Genomic DNA, 16,260 nt, shown 5'->3' on the forward strand with positions numbered 1-16,260 from the left:
GGTAATTCATGGTACCGAGCTCATTTCCGGAACCCGGAGGCGTAACCTGTCGGTTGACAGTTGCAACGCGTCGTTAATAGTCTGCCGCCTAGTTCGGAATTACTGTCCGTGCGGTTTGCGGTCAGCCCGGTCGGCCGGAGGTGATCGAATGTCGCAGTTAGCCGTGCGCCCGGGTGCGTTCGAGCCCTGGGCCGGTCTGCCGGCCGAGCTGGCGGAAGTCATCAAGCCGGAGCTCGGCACGCTGGCCGAGGAGATCGTCGAGGCCGTCCGCGAGGGGATCCCCGAGTTCGGGCGGTCGATGGGCGAGTCGTACGAGTACGTGATCCGGGTGGGAGTCGAGCGGGCGCTCACCCAGTTCGCCGACAAGGTCGGCGACCCGAACCTCACGGTGGACGACTGGGACGCCGTCCACCGCAAGCTGGGCTACGGCGAGTTCCAGCAGGGCCGCAGCCTGGATGCGCTGCAGGCCGCGTACCGGCTCGGCGCCCGCGTCGCCTGGCGTCGCCTTGCCGACGCCGGTCTGCGCCTCTCGATCCCCGCGCCGCTGCTGTTCCAGCTGGGCGAAGCCGTGATCGCCTACGTCGACCAGCTCGCCGCGCTCTCGGTCGAGGGCTACGCCGAGGCGCAGGCGCACGCTGCCGGGGCCCGCGAGCGTCGGCGTCGCCAGCTGATGCAGACGCTGCTCGCCGACCCGCCGCCGTCCGAGGCGGCGATCGCCGACCTGGCCCGCACCGCGCGGTGGACGGTGCCGGAGCAGCTGGTCGCGATCGCGCTCGAGCCGCGCGCGGACGACCGCGAGCTGACGCTGCCCGACCTCGGTCCGGCCGTGCTCATCGACCTGGAGGGCAGCGAACCCTGCCTGCTGGTGCCGGAGGCACAGCTCGACCGCACCGAGGCGGCCCTGCGCTCGGTGCTGCACTCCTCCCGGGCGGCGATCGGCCTGCCGGTGGCGGTGGCCGACGCGCGGCGCTCGCTGCGCTGGGCTCGGCGCGCGCTCGCGTTCCTGCGCCGCGGCTCGCTGAGCCGCCAGCAGGTCGTGCGCAGCGCCGATCATCTGTCCACGTTGCTGCTGCTCGCCGACGAGGCCCTGGTCGAGGTGTTCGCGGAGCGCCGGCTGGCACCGCTCCGGCAGCTCACCGCGAAGCAGCAGGTGCGGTTGAGCGAGACGCTGCTCGCGTGGCTGGAGACGCGGGGCGGCGCGCCGGAGGTGGCCTCGCGGCTCCAGGTGCACCCGCAGACCGTGCGCTACCGCCTGCGTCAGCTCGAGGCGCTCTTCTCCGACCAGCTCCACGACCCCGACTCGCGGTTCGAGCTCGAATGCGCGCTGCGGGCGCTCGCCGTGGTGCGAGCGCCCGCAACGGACGGCTAGGGCCTGAGCCCGATCGTGGGGACGCACACCTCGGCGTAGTCCTCGTCGCTGATGAGCGACGGTCCGGCCGGGGCCGGGAGCCCGCGCGCCTCCACGTCGAGCGCCAGCTGGGTGTGGCGCCAGGCCGCGAACTGCGGCGCGGAGATCCACACCGGAACCGACGGCTCCAGCACGCCCAGCAGCACGTCGGTCGGCGACCGACGTCTTGCCCGGGCCGGCGCGGCGGCGTGCGCGGCGTCGAGCGCCTTCTCGATGTCGTCGGCGGTGCCGGCCTCCGGCGTCTCGGCGTACTGCAGTAATACGTCGACACCGGCGTGGCGCAGGAGCGCCCGGCGCAGACGTAGGCGGGCCTCCTCGCGCACCGCGGTCACGAACGGGGCGTCCGACCGGGGGAGCACCGGCCCGCGGTACGCGGCCAGCGCCTGCCGGTACGGACGCGAGGCGAGCACGCCGGGGCCGCTGCTGCAGCTGGTGCAGGCGGAGTTGCGCCTCGGCCGCCGCGGCCGCGGCACGCACCTCCGTCGGTGTCACCCCGAGACTAGTCTCAATGTGACTTATGCGGGAGCCAAGACCTCGGCCACTTTCGCCAGCAGGCTCCGCCGCGTGAACGGTTTCTCCACCAACGTCACGTCCGGCCCGATCGTTCCTTTGGACGTCAGCAGCGGCTGGGCGAACCCGGACATGAACAGCACCCGCATCGACGGCCGGTCGGCGCGCAGCCGCCGCGCGACCTCCTGGCCCGACAGCCCCGGCATCGTCACGTCGGTCAGCAGCAGGTCGATCGAGCCCGGGTAGGCGCTGGCCAGCTGCGCCGCCTCGTCGCCCGACCCCGCGGTGAGCACCGCGTACCCGCCGCGCCCGAGGATGATCTCGATGGACTTGCGCAGGTCGGGCTCGTCGTCGACGACGAGCACGGTGCGCTCGGGCTCGGTCGACTCGGCCGGAGCCGCCGGGTGCTGTGCGCCCGGGCGCACCGACGGTTCGCCGGACGACGCCGGCAGCAGCACGGTCACCGACGTGCCCCAGCCCGGCCGGGACCGCAGGTACACGTGCCCGGCGGCCTGCGAGACGATCCCGTACACCGACGCCAGCCCCAGGCCGGTGCCCTGGCCGTCGGGTTTGGTCGTGTAGAACGGCTCGAACGCGCGCTCGACCACCTCCGGCGGCATCCCGGTGCCGGTGTCGGTGACCCGAAGCTGCACGTACCGGCCGTCGGTGAGCCCGTACCGCGCGGCCTGCGCCGAGTCGAGCGCGACGTTCACCGCGTCGATCTGCAGCGTCCCGCCCTGCGGCATCGCGTCCCTGGCGTTCACCGCGAGGTTGACGAGCACCTGCTCGATCCGCCCCGGGTCGGCGGTGACCGGCCACAGGTCCGCGTCGCTGCTCGTCGACACCCGGACGTCGGCCCCGAGCGTTCCCGCCAGCAGCCGGACGACGTCCGCGGTGACTTCGCTGAGCAGGAACACCTGTGGACGCACGATCTCGCGCCGGCCGAACGCGAGCAGCTGTTTGGTCAGGCGCGAGCCGCGCTCGGCGGCCTGGTGCATCTGCTCGACGGCCCGGAGGGCACCGGCGAGCCGGCCGTGATCGTCGAGGTGCGTGATCCCGGCCAGGTCCTCCTCGGCGATCGACGCGTGGCCCAGGATGATCGCGAGCACGTTGTTGAAGTCGTGCGCGACGCCGCCGGCCAGCTGGCCGAGGCTGTCCAGCCGCTGCGAGCGCTGCAGCTGGTTCTCCAGCCGTACCCGCTCGGCCTCGCTCTCCAGCCGCGCGGTGATGTCGTGCACGGTGACCGCGATCAGCAGCCCGTCCTCGGTGAGCAGCGAGGAGAGCAGGATCTCGGCCGGGAACAGGCTGCCGTCCTTGCGGTGCCCGGCCAGCCGGGTCGGCTCGGAGACCGGGTCACGCGGATCGTGCCGGGACTCGGCGGTCACCGCCTTCTGGGCGTCCGGCAGCAGGGTGTCGAGGTGTTCGCCGATCAGCTCGTCGACGAGATACCCGAACGTGCGTGCGGCCTCGGTGTTCGCCATCCGGATCCGGCCACTGACCTCCACCCCGACGATCGGCAGCGGCGTCGCGTTGAGCAGCCAGCGGAACTTGGCCTCGGCGCGCTCGGACTCCGACAGGTCGCGGGCGGCGTACGCGATTCCCGCGATCGAGCCGTTCGGCCCCACGATCGGCGACGCGGAGACGCTCACCGCCACCCGGCGGCCGTCCGCCCGGACGATCTGGCCGTCGGGGATGTGGACGGTCTCGCCCTCGCGGACCTTCGCCAGCGTCTCGGAGACGACCTCGGCGTGCACCGGCTCGGTGAACGTGCTGATCGGGCGTCCGATCATCGCCTCGGCGGTCCAGCCGTAGACCCGTTCCGCGGCGGTGTTCCAGGACGTGATGATCCCGTCGACGTCGGCGCTGACGATCGGCGAGTGGGCGTGCTCGACGATCGCGGAGAGCCAGCGCATCCGCTCCACGGCCCGGTTGCGCTGCCCGAGGTCGCGGATCTCGATCGAGACCAGCTGACCCTCCGGGGTGTCCATCGGGGTGAGCGAGAGCTCGGCGTCGAACAGCGAGCCGTCCTTGCGCCGGCAGGCCAGCTCGATGTCGCCGGTGACGTCAGGCAGCTCGGTCGGCTCCCGGAACAGATCGTCTAGTGGGCGCCGGGACAGTTCGTCCCAGCTGTAGCCGAACAGATCCTCGGCGCAGGAATTGGCCTGGGTGATGCGGCCGTCGGGATCGATCGCGACGATCGCCGAGGGCATCTCCTGGACACCGTGTTCGGTCACGCCGGTCCCCTGTCGCATCGGTTTTTACCGTTAAGTACGGATTGTAGCTTTTGGCGCGCCACGCGAGGCTGTGCGAGCCTTCGCGCGTGAGTGCGGACGCCGTCGCAGGGGTGATTTCGGAGCACGGCCGGGCGGTTCGCGCGGTGGTGCTCGCGCTGGGGGAGCGGGGATGGACGCTCGCCGACCTCGTACGGGCGTTCGCGGTGCCGCGACGGACGGTGGAAGAGGTGCTGTCCGCGCTCGGCGACGACCTCGCGCCGGGCGGGGAGCTGCGGATCCGGGCCGAGCGCGCCGCGGAGTACCGGCGGCGGTTCGACCGGCGGACCACCGAGCTCGCCGACCCGCTCGGCCCGGCGCTCGCCACCGTTCCTGACCTGCTGGCCCAGGTCACCCGGCTGCGCGCGTCGGCGCCACCGCCCCGGCGGGCCCTCGACCACGTGGCCGCGACCCCGGAGACCGCGGTGCGCCGCGCGCTCTGGCTCGACGCCCACTTCGACCTGGACGGCGCGCACCTGCTCTGCGTCGGCGACCACGATCTCACCGCGGCGGCCACCTGCCTGCTGCGTCCGTCGCTGACCGCGACCGTCGTCGACGTCGACGAGCGGCTGCTCGCCTTCATCGACTCGCTCGGGCTCGGCATCCGGTGCGTCTTCGGTGACCTGCGGTTCGGGCTGCCGGCCGCGGCGGCAGGGCGGGCGGGGCTCGCGTTCACCGACCCGCCGTACACGCCCGAGGGCATCGGCCTGTTCCTCGAACGGGCGATCGAAGGGCTCGTGCCGGGTGGGCGCATCCTGCTCGCCTACGGGTTCTCGCCGCGCACGCCGGCGTTGGGGCTGGCGGTCCAGCGCACGTTCGGCGAGTTGGAGCTCGCCGTGCAGGCGCAGTGGCCGGCGTTCTCCCGGTACGACGGCGCGCAGGCGATCGGGAGCGCCAGTGACCTTTACCTCCTTCTCCCGACGAGCAAGGCCCACCGGAAGGGCCGCGCGAAACCCACCATCTACACCCACGGTGAGCAGTCCGCGGAGGCGTCGTCGGCCGCGCCCGGCGAGGTGGCGGCCGCGCTGGTGTCCGCGGCCTCGGGCCCGGACCGCCTGCCGGTTCTCGGCGCGGGCCCGACGCCCGGCGCGCTGCGCACCGCGGGCCCCACGGCGCCGGAGCTGAGCGGGGAACGGCCGCTCGGCGCGCTCTGGACCGGTGGGGTGCCGGCGCCCGCGCGCTCCGGGGCGGTCGCGGTCGACGCCTCGGCCGACCCGGGTTCCTGGCTGCTCCGGGTGCTGCTCGCGGTCGACGCCCGCCGGCTCGCCGTCGCGGTCGGCAACAACCATCCCGACCTGGCCGACGCGGCCGGCCAGCAGGCGCTGGCCGAACTCGTCGCGCCGAAGTGGGCGCTGCGGTTCCGGCGCAGCACGCCGGGGCCGGCCTCGGCGATCGTCGAGGCGGTCGCGGCCCCCGACCCCGCCGACCGGGGCGACCGGCTGGTCCGCCACGTCCTCGACCGCGCCCACGGCCGCCTGGCCAACGTCTGGCGCGACGCGCTCGTCACCCACGCCGGCCTGACGAAACCCCAGGCTGCCGCACGCGTGGCCGAGTTGCTCCCGACGCCGGCCGGGATCGAGGCGGACGGCGCTCTGATGGAGGTCCCGCGGCACCGCCTCGGGCCCCTTTTCGCGGCGGTCCGGGCCTCGGTTCCGAACGGAGCGTGACTGCGACTCAGGAACGGGATTTTTCTGACACGACGACGCTAGGTAGACCCCCGCCGTTTTGAACCGGGGAGACGGACTATTCTCACTCGCGAGGCTTGCCAGCCGCGGGCCCCTACAGGCCCAGCGACGCCGATCTGCCAGGAGGGTCCGGCTGTGACCATCGAAGCCGAGCGCATCGAACCGGAACCGATCGTGAGCCGGCCATGGCCGGTGCGCGAGTCGGTGAAGGGCAACGCGTTGGCCCGGATCATCCGGACGACCGACGCGAAGCAAATCGGCATCATGTACCTGATCACGTCGTTCTTCTTCTTTGCCGCGGCCGGCATCATGGCGCTGCTCATGCGCGCCGAGCTGGCCCGGCCGGGGCTGCAGTTCCTGTCGAACGAGCAGTACAACCAGCTGTTCACGATGCACGGCTCGGTCATGCTGCTGCTCTTCGGCACGCCGCTGGGCTTCGCGTTCGCGAACTTCCTGGTGCCGCTGCAGATCGGCGCGCCCGACGTGTCGTTCCCGCGGTTGAACGCGTTCGCGTACTGGGCCTTCGCCTTCGGCGGTCTGATGGTGCTCTCGGGTTTCCTGACGCCGGGCGGTGCCGCCGACTTCGGCTGGTTCGCCTACGCGCCGCTGAACTCGGAGATCAACTCGCCCGGCGCCGGCGCCGACCTCTGGATCGTCGGCTTCGCGATCTCCGGTCTGGGCACGATCCTCGGCGCGGTCAACATCATCACGACGATCCTGACGATGCGCGCGCCGGGAATGACGATGTTCCGGATGCCGATCTTCACCTGGAACATGCTGGTCACCAGCCTCCTCGTGCTGATGGTCTTCCCGATCCTGACCGCCGCGTTCTTCGGCCTGCTGGCCGACCGGCACCTCGGGGCGCACGTCTACGACGCCGACACCGGTGGGCCGATCCTCTGGCAGCACCTGTTCTGGTTCTTCGGCCATCCCGAGGTCTACATCCTCGCGTTGCCGTTCTTCGGCATCATCACCGAGATCATCCCGGTGTTCAGCCGGAAGCCGCTGTTCGGCTACAAGGGCCTGGTCGGCGCCACGGTGGCCATCGCGGCGCTCTCGATGACGGTGTGGGCGCACCACATGTTCGTCACCGGCGCGGTGCTCCTGCCGTTCTTCAGCTTCCTGTCGTACCTGATCGCGGTGCCCACCGGCATGAAGTTCTTCAACTGGATCGGCACCATGTGGCGAGGCCAGCTGACGTTCGAGACGCCGATGCTGTTCGCGGTCGGCTTCCTGGTGACGTTCCTGTTCGGTGGTCTGACCGGTGTTCTGCTGGCCAGCCCGCCGGTGGACTTCCACGTCTCGGACAGCTATTTCGTGGTGGCGCACTTCCACTACGTGCTCTTCGGCACGATCGTGTTCGCCGCGTTCGGCGGGATCTACTTCTGGTTCCCGAAGATGACCGGCCGGATGCTCGACGAGCGCCTCGGCAAGCTGCACTTCTGGCTGACGTTCATCGGGTTCCACACCACGTTCCTGGTGCAGCACTGGCTCGGTAACGAGGGCATGCCCCGCCGCTACGCCGACTACCTGGCCAGCGACGGCTGGACGACGCTGAACACGATCTCGACGATCGGCGCGTTCATCCTCGGCATCTCGACGCTGCCGATGATCTGGAACATCTGGAAGTCTTACAAGCTCGGCCGGGTCGTGACCGTCGACGACCCGTGGGGCTACGGGGGTGGCCTCGAGTGGGCCACGTCCTGCCCGCCGCCGCGGCACAACTTCCTCGAGCTGCCGCGCATCCGCTCGGAGCGCCCGGCGTTCGACGTGAAGTTCCCGCACCTCGCGCCCTGGGCCAACGAGGTCAAGAACCAGCAGCAGCCCAGCGTCAACGCGTAACACCACCACCGAAATGGCCGGCCTTCCGAGGCCGGCCATTTTTGTGCGGGTGGAGTCGCTCACACGGGCGGGTCCGGGTTCTCCCGGACGAGCGCAGGCGCTCTACGGTGAGTGAACGCACCACATTTTCTCCAGCCGCGGAACCGGAGCGATGACTCACAGCACGCGTGCCCTGCTCACCGTCACCGGCGCCGACCGCCCCGGCGTCACCGCCGCTCTCTTCTCCGCTCTGGCCACCCTCGACCTCGAGGTCCGGGACGTCGAGCAGGTCGTGATCCGCGGCCAGCTGCTGCTCGGCGTCTCGGTCGAGCTGCCTTCGGCCGACGAGCTGCCCGCGGTGAAACGGAGCGTGTCCGACCTCGGCCGGGCCCTCGGCGTCTGGATCGAGGTCGCGCTCGCGCCGACCGCCGACGCGCCGATGACCCGCCGCTTGGAGAAGCCCCACCACGTCACGGTGCTCGGCCGGCCGCTCACCGCGTCCGCGGTGGCGTCGATCGCGTCCGGCATCAGCGACCTGGGCGGCAACATCGACGCGATCACGCGCCTGTCCAAGTACCCGGTCACGAGCCTCGAGCTCCGCGTCTCGGGCGTGGAGAGCGCACCGCTGCGCACCGCGCTCTCCGCGGTCGCCATCGCCCACCACATCGACGTCGCCGTCGAGCGCAGCGGGCTCGCCCGACGGGCGAAGCGGCTGGTCGTGTTCGACGTCGACTCGACGCTGATCACCGGCGAGGTGATCGAGATGCTGGCCGCGCACGCCGGCCCCGAGGCCGAAGCCGAGGTCGCGGCGGTGACCGCGGCCGCGATGCGTGGCGAGCTCGACTTCGCCGACTCGCTGCACCAGCGCGTCCGGGCCCTCGCCGGCCTCGACGCGATCGTGCTGGAGAAGGTACGCAACGAGGTGAAGCTGACGCCGGGCGCGCGCACGCTGGTGCGCACGCTCAAGCGCATGGGCTTCCTCTGCGGGATCGTGTCCGGGGGCTTCACCCAGGTCACCGACCACCTCGTCGACCTGCTCGGGCTCGACTACGCGGCCGCGAACACGCTCGAGGTGATCGACGGCGTCCTCACCGGGCGGGTCATCGGCGACATCGTCGACCGGCCGGGGAAGGCCACCGCGCTGGCCAAGTTCGCCGCGGCCGCGGGCGTGCCGATGGCCCAGACCGTCGCGGTCGGCGACGGAGCCAACGACATCGACATGATCAGCGCGGCCGGGCTCGGCATCGCGTTCAACGCGAAGCCGGCGCTGCGCGAGGTCGCCGACACCGCGCTCAACCAGCCCTACCTCGACGCGGTCCTGTTCTTTCTCGGGGTCTCCCGCGAGGAGATCGACGAGGTCGACGAGGGCTAGAGCTCGCGGGCCAGTACCGCGGCCTGGGTGCGGCTGCGTAGGCGCAGCTTGGCCAGGATGCGGCTGACGTGGGTCTTGGTGGTCGCCTCGGCCATGTCCAGCGCGGCCGCGATCTCCGCGTTCGACTGGCCGCGCCCCAGGCAGTCGAGCACTTCGCGTTCGCGGGGGGTCAGCTTCTCCAGTTCCGGCGGTGGCGCCGGTCGAGCCACCGCGCCGCGGGCGAATGCGTCGATGAGCCGGCGGGTGACCCGCGGCGCGACCATGCCCTCCCCGGCGGCCACCAGCCGCACCGCGGCGATCAGGTCGGCCGCCTCGGTGTCTTTCAGCAGGAAACCGGCCGCACCGGCCCGCAGCGCGCCGAACACGTACTCGTCCAGGTCGAACGTCGTCAGCACGAGTACGTCCGCCACACCGTCGGCGGCCAGCGCCGCCGTCGCGCCGATCCCGTCCAGTTTCGGCATCCGCACGTCCATCACGACGACGTCGGGGCGCAGCGAACGAGCCAGCTCCACCGCCTCCTGCCCGTCCGCGGCCTCACCGACGACCTCGATGTCCGGCGCCGAGGACAGGATCAGCACCAACCCGGTCCGTACCGCCGCCTGGTCGTCGGCGACGAGCACCCGCACGCTCACAGCGGAATCGAGGCGTGCACACGCCACCGTCCTTCCCGGGGGCCCGCGTCCAGCGCGCCGCCCACGAGTGCCGCCCGTTCGGTCATCCCCACCAGCCCCGCTCCGCCGACCAGCGGGAACGAGGAATCCGCCGCGGCCAGCCGGTTCTCCACCGTCAACGTCAGTGCGTCCGGGCGGTACCGCACGACGGCCTCGACCGGCTGCCCGGCCGCGTGTTTCCCGGCGTTGACGAGCGCTTCCTGGAGGATCCGGTATCCGGCCAGCTCCACCGCCGGTGACAGCGGCCTGGCTTCGCCGTCCACGGTCAGCGTCGCCGGCGTTCCGTCCTCTCGTGCCCGTTCGACGAGCGCGTCGAGTTGATCCAGGCGCGCCTCGGCGGGCGAATCGGCACCATCGCCGGCCCGGAGGACGTCGATCAGGTGCCGCATCTCGGCCAGCCCGTCGACGCTGTGCTTGCGGATCAGCTCGAGCGATCGGCGGGTCGTGTCGCCGTGGTCGTCACGGGCTAGCGCGGCGGTGGAGTGCAGCGCGATCACGCTCAGGTCGTTGGCGACGAGGTCGTGCAGGTCGCGGGCCACCCGGGTGCGTTCAGCGGTGACGGCGGCACGCTGGTCGAGCTCCGCCAGCCGCGCGGTCTGCTCCGCGCGTTCCCGCTCGGCCGCCGCGGTCTGGCGGTGGCGCCGGACGGTCATCGCGGTGTCCACCGGCAACACCGTGAACAACGCGGCCTGGACGCCGAGCAGCACGCCGGTCAGCTCACCCTCGATGACGAGCCCGACGCCGGTGAAGATCAGCACCGCTGCGACCGAGCCGATCATCATCGCGCGGCCGACCCGGGCCGACCCCTGCTCGGTGACGACGTAGGCCGCGTTCGCGAAGACGCAGATCGTGAGCAGGTTCGGGCCGACGATCCAGTCGATCGTCAACGCGACCGCGGCGATCGTCAGGCTGAACCAGGCGTAGCTGCGGATGAACAGCAGCGACACCGCGGAGGCTCCGAGCGTCGCCACGCCGACCCAGGACTTCAGCGGATACCCGAACTTGAACAGCAGCAGGCCGCCGACGAACACGCCGAGAGCCGAGGCCACGTCACGCGCCCGCAGTTCCCACCCGCCCAGCCGCATGGTCCGATTCGACCACGGCGATCGGGACGCCGCCTCGACCGGACCTACGGTGTGCGCTCGACCGTCGTCCGCCGAAGGATGTAGTGACCGGACCCGGGAACGTGCATCGGACGGCGTACGGGCAGTTCGTCGTCCGGGCCGACGCCGCGGCGCCTCGGCGCCGGAATGCTGGTGAGCATGGTCGTCGTCATCATCGGGTGCGAAATCGGGTTCTGGGTCCTGCTCGGCGCGGGCCTGGCCGCCAGATACCTGCTGCGGCAGAAGCGGCTGGGTGCGGCGCTCCTGGTGGCCACCGCGTTCGTCGACCTGGTCGCGCTGGTCGCCGCGGTGATCGACCTGCGCGGGGGAGCGACGGCGGACTGGAGCCACGGGCTGGCCGCGCTGTACATCGGGTTCTCGGTGGCCTTCGGCCCGATGATGGTGCGCTGGGCCGACGAACGCTTCGCCCACCGCTTCGCCGGCGGCCCGGCGCCGACCGGACCGCCGAAGTACGGCACTCCGCGCGCGGTCCACGAGTGGAAGCTGTGGTTGCGCGCGGTGATCGCGTGCGGGATCTCCGGTGCGCTGCTGTTCGGCGCGATCCGCCTGGTCGACGACGCCGAGCGCACCGAGGCGCTCGGCGGGACGTTGTCCGTGCTCCCGAGGATCGTGGTCATCTGGGGCATCGTCGCGCTGACCTACACGGTGTTCCCTAAGACACGACCGGCTCACCCACGAGCGTGACGCCGGCCTGCTCGAGCTCGGTGAGCGCGCGCTGCGTGGTGGGGGCGGCGACACCGGCCGTCAGGTCGAGCAGGACGGTCGTGGCGAAGCCGTTGCGGGCGGCGTCCAGCGCGGTGGCCCGTACGCAGTGGTCGGTCGCGATGCCGACGACGTCCACTTCGGTCACGTCGTGCTCCCGGAGCCAGTCGGTGAGGGTCTTGCCCTCGGAGAGCCCCTCGAAGCCGGAGTACGCCGCCGCGTACTCGCCCTTGTCGAAGATCGCCTCGACGCGCGTGGTCTCGAAGTTGGGGTGCAGCTCGACACCGCCGGTGCCCACGACCGTGTGGGCCGGCCAGGTGTCGACGAAGTCGGGCTGATCGGAGAAGTGGTGGCCGGGGTCGATGTGGTGGTCGCGGGTGGCGACGACCCGGTCCCACTGCCGGGCGTCGGCGGTCAGCGCGGCCGAGATGGCGGTCGCGACCCCGGCGCCACCGGTGACGGCGAGCGAACCGCCCTCGCAGAAGTCGTTCTGGACGTCGACGACGATCAACGCACGGGCCATCGGATACCCCTAACTGAAAATGACCGGGAGGGCAGGGTCGCCCGCGGACAGGCTCAGGCCCTCCCACGGGAGCGTCACGAGCGCTTTCTCCAGGTGGTCCCGGGAGGCGAGCAGGTTCGGGGCCTCCGCGGTGCGGACACCGGAGCGCACCAGCGGAACCTGGAGCGGGCGGTCGTGCTCACCCAGCTCCGGCGAGGACAGCGAGATCACTTCCTCGACCGCGGTGCCGGTGGACCGGTACCGCCGCACCGAGGTCTTGCGCCCGCCGCGCGACGCTTTGTTCTCGCTGCGCTTGGCCACCGGCCGGCCGTCGACCTCGACCAGCTTGTAGACCATGCCCGCGGTCGGCGCGCCCGAGCCGGTGACGACCGACGTGCCGGCACCGTACGCGTCGACCGGAGCGACCGCGAGCGCCGCGATCGAGTACTCGTCGAGATCGCCGGAGACGACGATCCGCGTGCCGGTCGCGCCGAGCGAGTCCAGCTGCTGGCGGGCCTGGACGGCGAGGACGCCGAGGTCACCGGAGTCGATGCGTACCGCGCCCAGCTCCGGGCCGGCGACCTCGATCGCCGTGCGGATACCCGCGGTGATGTCGTAGGTGTCGACGAGCATCGTCGTGCCGACGCCGAGCGCGGCGAGTTGGCCGTCGAACGCGGCCTTCTCGGTGTCGTGCAGCAGCGTGAACGCGTGCGCGCTGGTGCCGGTGGTGGGGATGCCGTAGCGGCGGCCGGCCTCGAGGTTCGACGTGGCGGTGAATCCGGCCAGGTAGGCGGCGCGCGCGGACGCCACGGCCGCTTCCTCGTGGGTGCGGCGCGACCCCATCTCGATGAGCGGCCGGTCGCTGGCCGCGATCACCATCCGGGCGGCCGCGGTGGCGATCGCCGAGTCGTGGTTGAGGATCGAGAGCGCGAGCGTCTCCAGCAGCACGGCCTCGGCGAACGTGCCGCGGACGGTGAGGACCGGCGAGCCGGGGAAGTAGAGCTCCCCCTCGGGATACCCGTCGATGTCGCCGCTGAAGCGGTAGTCCGCGAGCCAGGCGGCGGTCTCGTCGTCGACCGCGCCCGCGCTGCGCAGGAAATCGAGGTCGTCGGCGTCGAACCGGAAGTCGACCAGGGCGTCCAGCACGCGGCCGGTGCCACCGACGACGCCGAAGCGACGCTCCTTCGGCAACCGGCGTGCGAACACCTCGAACACGCATTCACGGTGGGCCGATCCGTCGCGCAGCGCGGAGGCCAGCATCGTGAGCTCGTAGTGGTCGGTCAGCAGTGCTGTCCCCATGCACACCAGCGTACGAGCAGCTCATCGAATACTTGTTGGCCGGGGTTGTTGCGAGAACTTCAAGCGATGGCACGATGGGGTTCATGACCGCTCCTCTGGTCGCTCCGGCGGAGACGCCGAGCACCGCAGAAAGGCCCGCGCAGCAGAAGCCGTGGGTCACTGTCGTCTGGGACGATCCGGTCAACCTGATGTCGTACGTGACGTACGTCTTCCAGAAGCTTTTCGGCTACGACAAGCCCAAAGCCACCCAGCTCATGCTCGACGTCCACCAGAAAGGCCGCGCAGTCGTGTCCTCCGGCTCCCGCGAAAAGATGGAGCTCGATGTCGCCCGGCTGCATTCGCACGGGCTCTGGGCCACGCTGCAGCAGGATTGACATGACCTATGGCTTCACACGTTCGGACAGCGCTCTGACGCTTCGCCTGAGTGCCGAGGAGGCGCAGGCGGTCGGGTTGGTCGTCGCGCAGGTCGCCGGGCTCATCCAGGCCGGAGACCGGCGTGGCGTCATGAGCCTCGACCTGGGACCGGGCTCGCTCGGCCGGGCCTCCGAGGCGCCCCGGGAACCCTTCGACGTCTTCGACGACTTCGACAAGGTCGAACCGGACCCCGAGGATCTCGAGATCGAGCTGGTGGAAGACGGGGTCGCCGGGCCGAGCCTCGATCCGGTGCTGGCCCGGCTCTTCCCGGACGGGTACCGGGACGACCCGGAGTCGGCCGCCGAGCTGCGCAGCCTCACCGAGTCCTCGTTGCGTGAGGAGAAGATCGGCAACGCCGGCGTCATCCTCGACGACCTGCCGTTCGAGGGCGGCGAGGTCCGCCTGGACGCCGAGCGGGCGGAAGCGTGGCTGCTGGCGCTGAACGACGCCCGGTTGATGCTCGGCACCGCGCTGGAGATCGAGGGCGACACCGATCCGCTGGCCGAGCTGGACGCCGCCGCGGGCTCGGATCCGACCGGGGCGCGGGTGCTGGGGCTGTCGCTTTATCAGTTCCTGACCGGATTGCAGGCCAGTCTGGTCGACGCGCTCGATCCGGAGTAGCGCAGCTCACCACTTCTCCGTCGGATGCGCTGGGTACGCTGGTGGGCGTGTTGAAACTCGACCGGGCCATCCAGGACGCCATCGTGGCGCACGCCCGCCGTGACCACCCCGACGAGGCGTGCGGCGTGGTGGCCGGCCCCGCCGGCAGCGATCGGCCGGTTCGGTTCATCCCGATGCTCAACGCGGCGCGGTCGCCCACGTTCTACGAGTTCGACTCCACTGATCTGCTGAAGCTCTACCGGGACATGGACGATCGGGACGAAGAACCCGTCGTCATCTACCACTCGCACACCGCGACCGAGGCGTACCCGTCGCGTACCGACATCTCGTACGCGAACGAGCCCGGCGCGCACTACGTGCTGGTGTCGACTCGCGAAGAAGACCGGGTCGAGTTCCGTTCGTTCCGCATCGTCGACGGTGTGGTGACGGAGGAGCCGGTGGAAATCGCATGACTCCGACGCAGTCGTACTTGTTCGCGCACACGCCGGTCGAGGTTGTCTACGACTGTCGTCTTCGCTGACGTCCGGCTTCCCGTTTCAGCTATTTCCAGGAGTGTTCCATGGCCATTGAAGTACGCATTCCGACCATTTTGCGCACCTACACCGGTGGCGAGAAGACCGTTCAGGGTGAGGGCGCCACGCTCGAGGCGCTGATCGGCGACCTGGACGGCAAGTACCCGGGCCTGCGCGGCCGCCTGGTCACCGACGAGGGCTCGCTCCACCGCTTCGTCAACGTCTACGTCAACGACGAGGACGTGCGATTCACCGGAGCGCTGGAGACCGGTTTGAAGGACGGCGACGAGGTAACCGTTCTCCCTGCGGTGGCCGGCGGCTGAGTCTCGTCCGCGGGGGCCCGGCGGCCCCCGCGCCGTCCGAAGGGGGCTGGCATGACCCGGTACGACTCTCTGCTCGACGCGCTCGGTGACACCCCGCTGGTCGGACTGCCGCGGCTCTCCCCCAGCGAGGACGTCCGCCTGTGGGCGAAGCTCGAAGACCGGAACCCGACCGGTTCGGTGAAGGACCGCCCGGCGATCTACATGATCGCCGAGGCCGAGCAGGAAGGGCGCCTGCGCCCCGGCGACACGATCCTCGAACCGACGAGCGGCAACACCGGCATCTCGCTGGCGATGGCCGCGAAGCTCAAGGGCTACCGGCTGATCTGCGTGATGCCGGAGAACACGTCGATCGAGCGTCGTCAGCTGCTCGGCATGTACGGGGCCGAGATCATCTCCTCACCGGCGGCCGGCGGTTCCAACCAGGCCGTCGCGATGGCCAAGCAGCTGGCCGAGGAACACCCCGACTGGAAGATGCTCTACCAGTACGGCAACCCGGCCAACGCGCGCGCCCACTACGAGACGACCGGGCCCGAGATCCTCCGCGACTGCCCGACGATCACGCACTTCGTCGCCGGTCTCGGCACCACCGGGACGCTGATGGGAACCGGGCGTTTCCTGCGCGAGAAGGTGCCCGACGTGCAGATCATCGCGGCCGAGCCGCGGTACGGCGAGCTCGTCTACGGGCTGCGCAACATCGACGAGGGCTTCGTGCCGGAGCTGTACGACGCCAGCGTGCTCACCACCCGCTTCTCGGTGGGGCCACGGGACGCGCTGCTGCGCACCCGGCAGCTCATCGAGGTGGAAGGCATCTTCGCCGGTCTCTCCACCGGGGCGATCCTGCACGCGGCGCTGGCCACCGCGCACAAGGCCGTGAAGGCCGAACAGCGCGCCGACATCGTCTTCGTGGTCTGCGACGCGGGCTGGAAGTACCTCTCCACCGGTGCGTACGCCGGCACCCTGGCCGAGGCCGAAGCCGCCCTAGAAGGCCAACTCTGGGCTTAGTGGGCGGCCCGCCCAGGACGACGC

At 71.0% G+C, this 16,260-nt stretch carries 16 protein-coding genes; 10 read left to right on the forward strand and 6 right to left on the reverse strand.

The annotated features are described in order from the left end of the window. Positions 1–148 precede the first annotated feature (148 nt). The gene (locus CRYAR_RS05690; protein WP_035848875.1) at positions 149–1,369 is read left to right on the forward strand and encodes a PucR family transcriptional regulator; all 1,221 of its coding nucleotides are present in this window, start codon (positions 149–151) and stop codon (positions 1,367–1,369) included. Here CRYAR_RS05690 and CRYAR_RS05695 read toward each other — a convergent pair. Continuing rightward, complete coding sequence (locus CRYAR_RS05695) at positions 1,366–1,818, reverse strand: DUF779 domain-containing protein (protein ID WP_245620400.1); 453 nt, start codon at positions 1,816–1,818, stop codon at positions 1,366–1,368. The genes CRYAR_RS05690 and CRYAR_RS05695 overlap by 4 nt on opposite strands. A 105-nt stretch (positions 1,819–1,923) precedes the next feature. Continuing rightward, entirely contained in the window at positions 1,924–4,170 is a 2,247-nt protein-coding gene (locus CRYAR_RS05700) for a PAS domain-containing hybrid sensor histidine kinase/response regulator (RefSeq protein WP_084700120.1), read from the reverse strand. Between the two features lie 68 nt (positions 4,171–4,238). On the opposite strand from CRYAR_RS05700, the gene CRYAR_RS05705 reads away from it, so the two are divergent. From CRYAR_RS05705 to serB, 3 genes are all read left to right on the forward strand, one after another. Then, entirely contained in the window at positions 4,239–5,855 is a 1,617-nt protein-coding gene (locus CRYAR_RS05705; RefSeq protein WP_035848883.1) for a bis-aminopropyl spermidine synthase family protein, read from the forward strand. 159 nt (positions 5,856–6,014) lie between these two features. Further along, positions 6,015–7,715, forward strand: a complete 1,701-nt coding sequence (gene ctaD, locus CRYAR_RS05710) for an aa3-type cytochrome oxidase subunit I (protein WP_084701756.1) — start codon at positions 6,015–6,017, stop codon at positions 7,713–7,715. Positions 7,716–7,866: 151 nt separating this feature from the next. Then, positions 7,867–9,066, forward strand: a complete 1,200-nt coding sequence (gene serB / locus CRYAR_RS05715) for a phosphoserine phosphatase SerB (protein ID WP_035848884.1) — start codon at positions 7,867–7,869, stop codon at positions 9,064–9,066. Here the strand turns inward: serB and CRYAR_RS05720 are convergent. Then, a complete protein-coding gene (locus tag CRYAR_RS05720) occupies positions 9,063–9,698 on the reverse strand; it encodes a response regulator (RefSeq protein ID WP_035848886.1) in 636 nt (211 codons plus the stop codon). The two genes, serB and CRYAR_RS05720, sit on opposite strands and share 4 nt — an antisense overlap. After that, positions 9,695–10,822 (reverse strand): sensor histidine kinase, encoded by a 1,128-nt coding sequence (locus CRYAR_RS05725; RefSeq protein WP_051569798.1) that lies wholly within the window; start codon positions 10,820–10,822, stop codon positions 9,695–9,697. The genes CRYAR_RS05720 and CRYAR_RS05725 overlap by 4 nt, the downstream gene beginning before the upstream one ends. Before the next feature lie 177 nt (positions 10,823–10,999). On the opposite strand from CRYAR_RS05725, the gene CRYAR_RS05730 reads away from it, so the two are divergent. Further along, positions 11,000–11,545, forward strand: coding sequence for a hypothetical protein (locus tag CRYAR_RS05730; protein WP_035860876.1), 546 nt, complete (start codon positions 11,000–11,002; stop codon positions 11,543–11,545). Here the strand turns inward: CRYAR_RS05730 and CRYAR_RS05735 are convergent. After that, the gene (locus CRYAR_RS05735) at positions 11,514–12,086 is read right to left on the reverse strand and encodes an isochorismatase family protein (RefSeq protein WP_035848888.1); all 573 of its coding nucleotides are present in this window, start codon (positions 12,084–12,086) and stop codon (positions 11,514–11,516) included. The two genes, CRYAR_RS05730 and CRYAR_RS05735, sit on opposite strands and share 32 nt — an antisense overlap. Positions 12,087–12,095: 9 nt before the next feature. Then, the gene (locus CRYAR_RS05740) at positions 12,096–13,364 is read right to left on the reverse strand and encodes a nicotinate phosphoribosyltransferase (protein ID WP_035848889.1); all 1,269 of its coding nucleotides are present in this window, start codon (positions 13,362–13,364) and stop codon (positions 12,096–12,098) included. Between the two features lie 83 nt (positions 13,365–13,447). Between CRYAR_RS05740 and clpS the strand changes: the two genes are divergently transcribed. The 5 genes from clpS (at position 13,448) to CRYAR_RS05765 (ending at position 16,236) form a co-directional block, all read left to right on the forward strand. Beyond that, the gene (gene clpS / locus CRYAR_RS05745) at positions 13,448–13,738 is read left to right on the forward strand and encodes an ATP-dependent Clp protease adapter ClpS (RefSeq protein ID WP_035860878.1); all 291 of its coding nucleotides are present in this window, start codon (positions 13,448–13,450) and stop codon (positions 13,736–13,738) included. Position 13,739: 1 nt separating this feature from the next. Continuing rightward, positions 13,740–14,399 carry a DUF2017 family protein gene (locus tag CRYAR_RS42780; protein WP_051569799.1) on the forward strand — a complete coding sequence of 220 codons (660 nt, stop codon included), beginning with the start codon at positions 13,740–13,742 and terminating at the stop codon, positions 14,397–14,399. 47 nt (positions 14,400–14,446) lie between these two features. Then, positions 14,447–14,851 (forward strand): M67 family metallopeptidase, encoded by a 405-nt coding sequence (locus CRYAR_RS05755; protein ID WP_035860883.1) that lies wholly within the window; start codon positions 14,447–14,449, stop codon positions 14,849–14,851. 107 nt (positions 14,852–14,958) lie between these two features. After that, entirely contained in the window at positions 14,959–15,234 is a 276-nt protein-coding gene (locus CRYAR_RS05760) for a MoaD/ThiS family protein (protein WP_035848890.1), read from the forward strand. A gap of 51 nt (positions 15,235–15,285) precedes the next feature. After that, on the forward strand, positions 15,286–16,236 hold the full coding sequence (locus CRYAR_RS05765; protein WP_035848892.1) for a PLP-dependent cysteine synthase family protein: 951 nt from the start codon (positions 15,286–15,288) through the stop codon (positions 16,234–16,236). Positions 16,237–16,260: the final 24 nt, after the last annotated feature.

The organism is Cryptosporangium arvum DSM 44712, assembly GCF_000585375.1.
GTDB lineage: Bacteria > Actinomycetota > Actinomycetes > Mycobacteriales > Cryptosporangiaceae > Cryptosporangium > Cryptosporangium arvum.

Coding starts and splice junctions, on each gene's coding strand:
- CRYAR_RS05690 (WP_035848875.1), top strand. CDS start 149: ATGTCGCAGTTAGCCGTGCGCCCGGGTGCGTTCGAGCCCTGGGCCGGT.
- CRYAR_RS05700 (WP_084700120.1), bottom strand. CDS start 4,170: ATGCGACAGGGGACCGGCGTGACCGAACACGGTGTCCAGGAGATGCCC.
- CRYAR_RS42780 (WP_051569799.1), top strand. CDS start 13,740: ATGACCTATGGCTTCACACGTTCGGACAGCGCTCTGACGCTTCGCCTG.
- CRYAR_RS05730 (WP_035860876.1), top strand. CDS start 11,000: ATGGTCGTCGTCATCATCGGGTGCGAAATCGGGTTCTGGGTCCTGCTC.
- CRYAR_RS05735 (WP_035848888.1), bottom strand. CDS start 12,086: ATGGCCCGTGCGTTGATCGTCGTCGACGTCCAGAACGACTTCTGCGAG.
- CRYAR_RS05760 (WP_035848890.1), top strand. CDS start 14,959: ATGGCCATTGAAGTACGCATTCCGACCATTTTGCGCACCTACACCGGT.
- CRYAR_RS05740 (WP_035848889.1), bottom strand. CDS start 13,364: ATGGGGACAGCACTGCTGACCGACCACTACGAGCTCACGATGCTGGCC.
- CRYAR_RS05765 (WP_035848892.1), top strand. CDS start 15,286: ATGACCCGGTACGACTCTCTGCTCGACGCGCTCGGTGACACCCCGCTG.
- CRYAR_RS05725 (WP_051569798.1), bottom strand. CDS start 10,822: ATGCGGCTGGGCGGGTGGGAACTGCGGGCGCGTGACGTGGCCTCGGCT.
- serB (WP_035848884.1), top strand. CDS start 7,867: ATGACTCACAGCACGCGTGCCCTGCTCACCGTCACCGGCGCCGACCGC.
- clpS (WP_035860878.1), top strand. CDS start 13,448: ATGACCGCTCCTCTGGTCGCTCCGGCGGAGACGCCGAGCACCGCAGAA.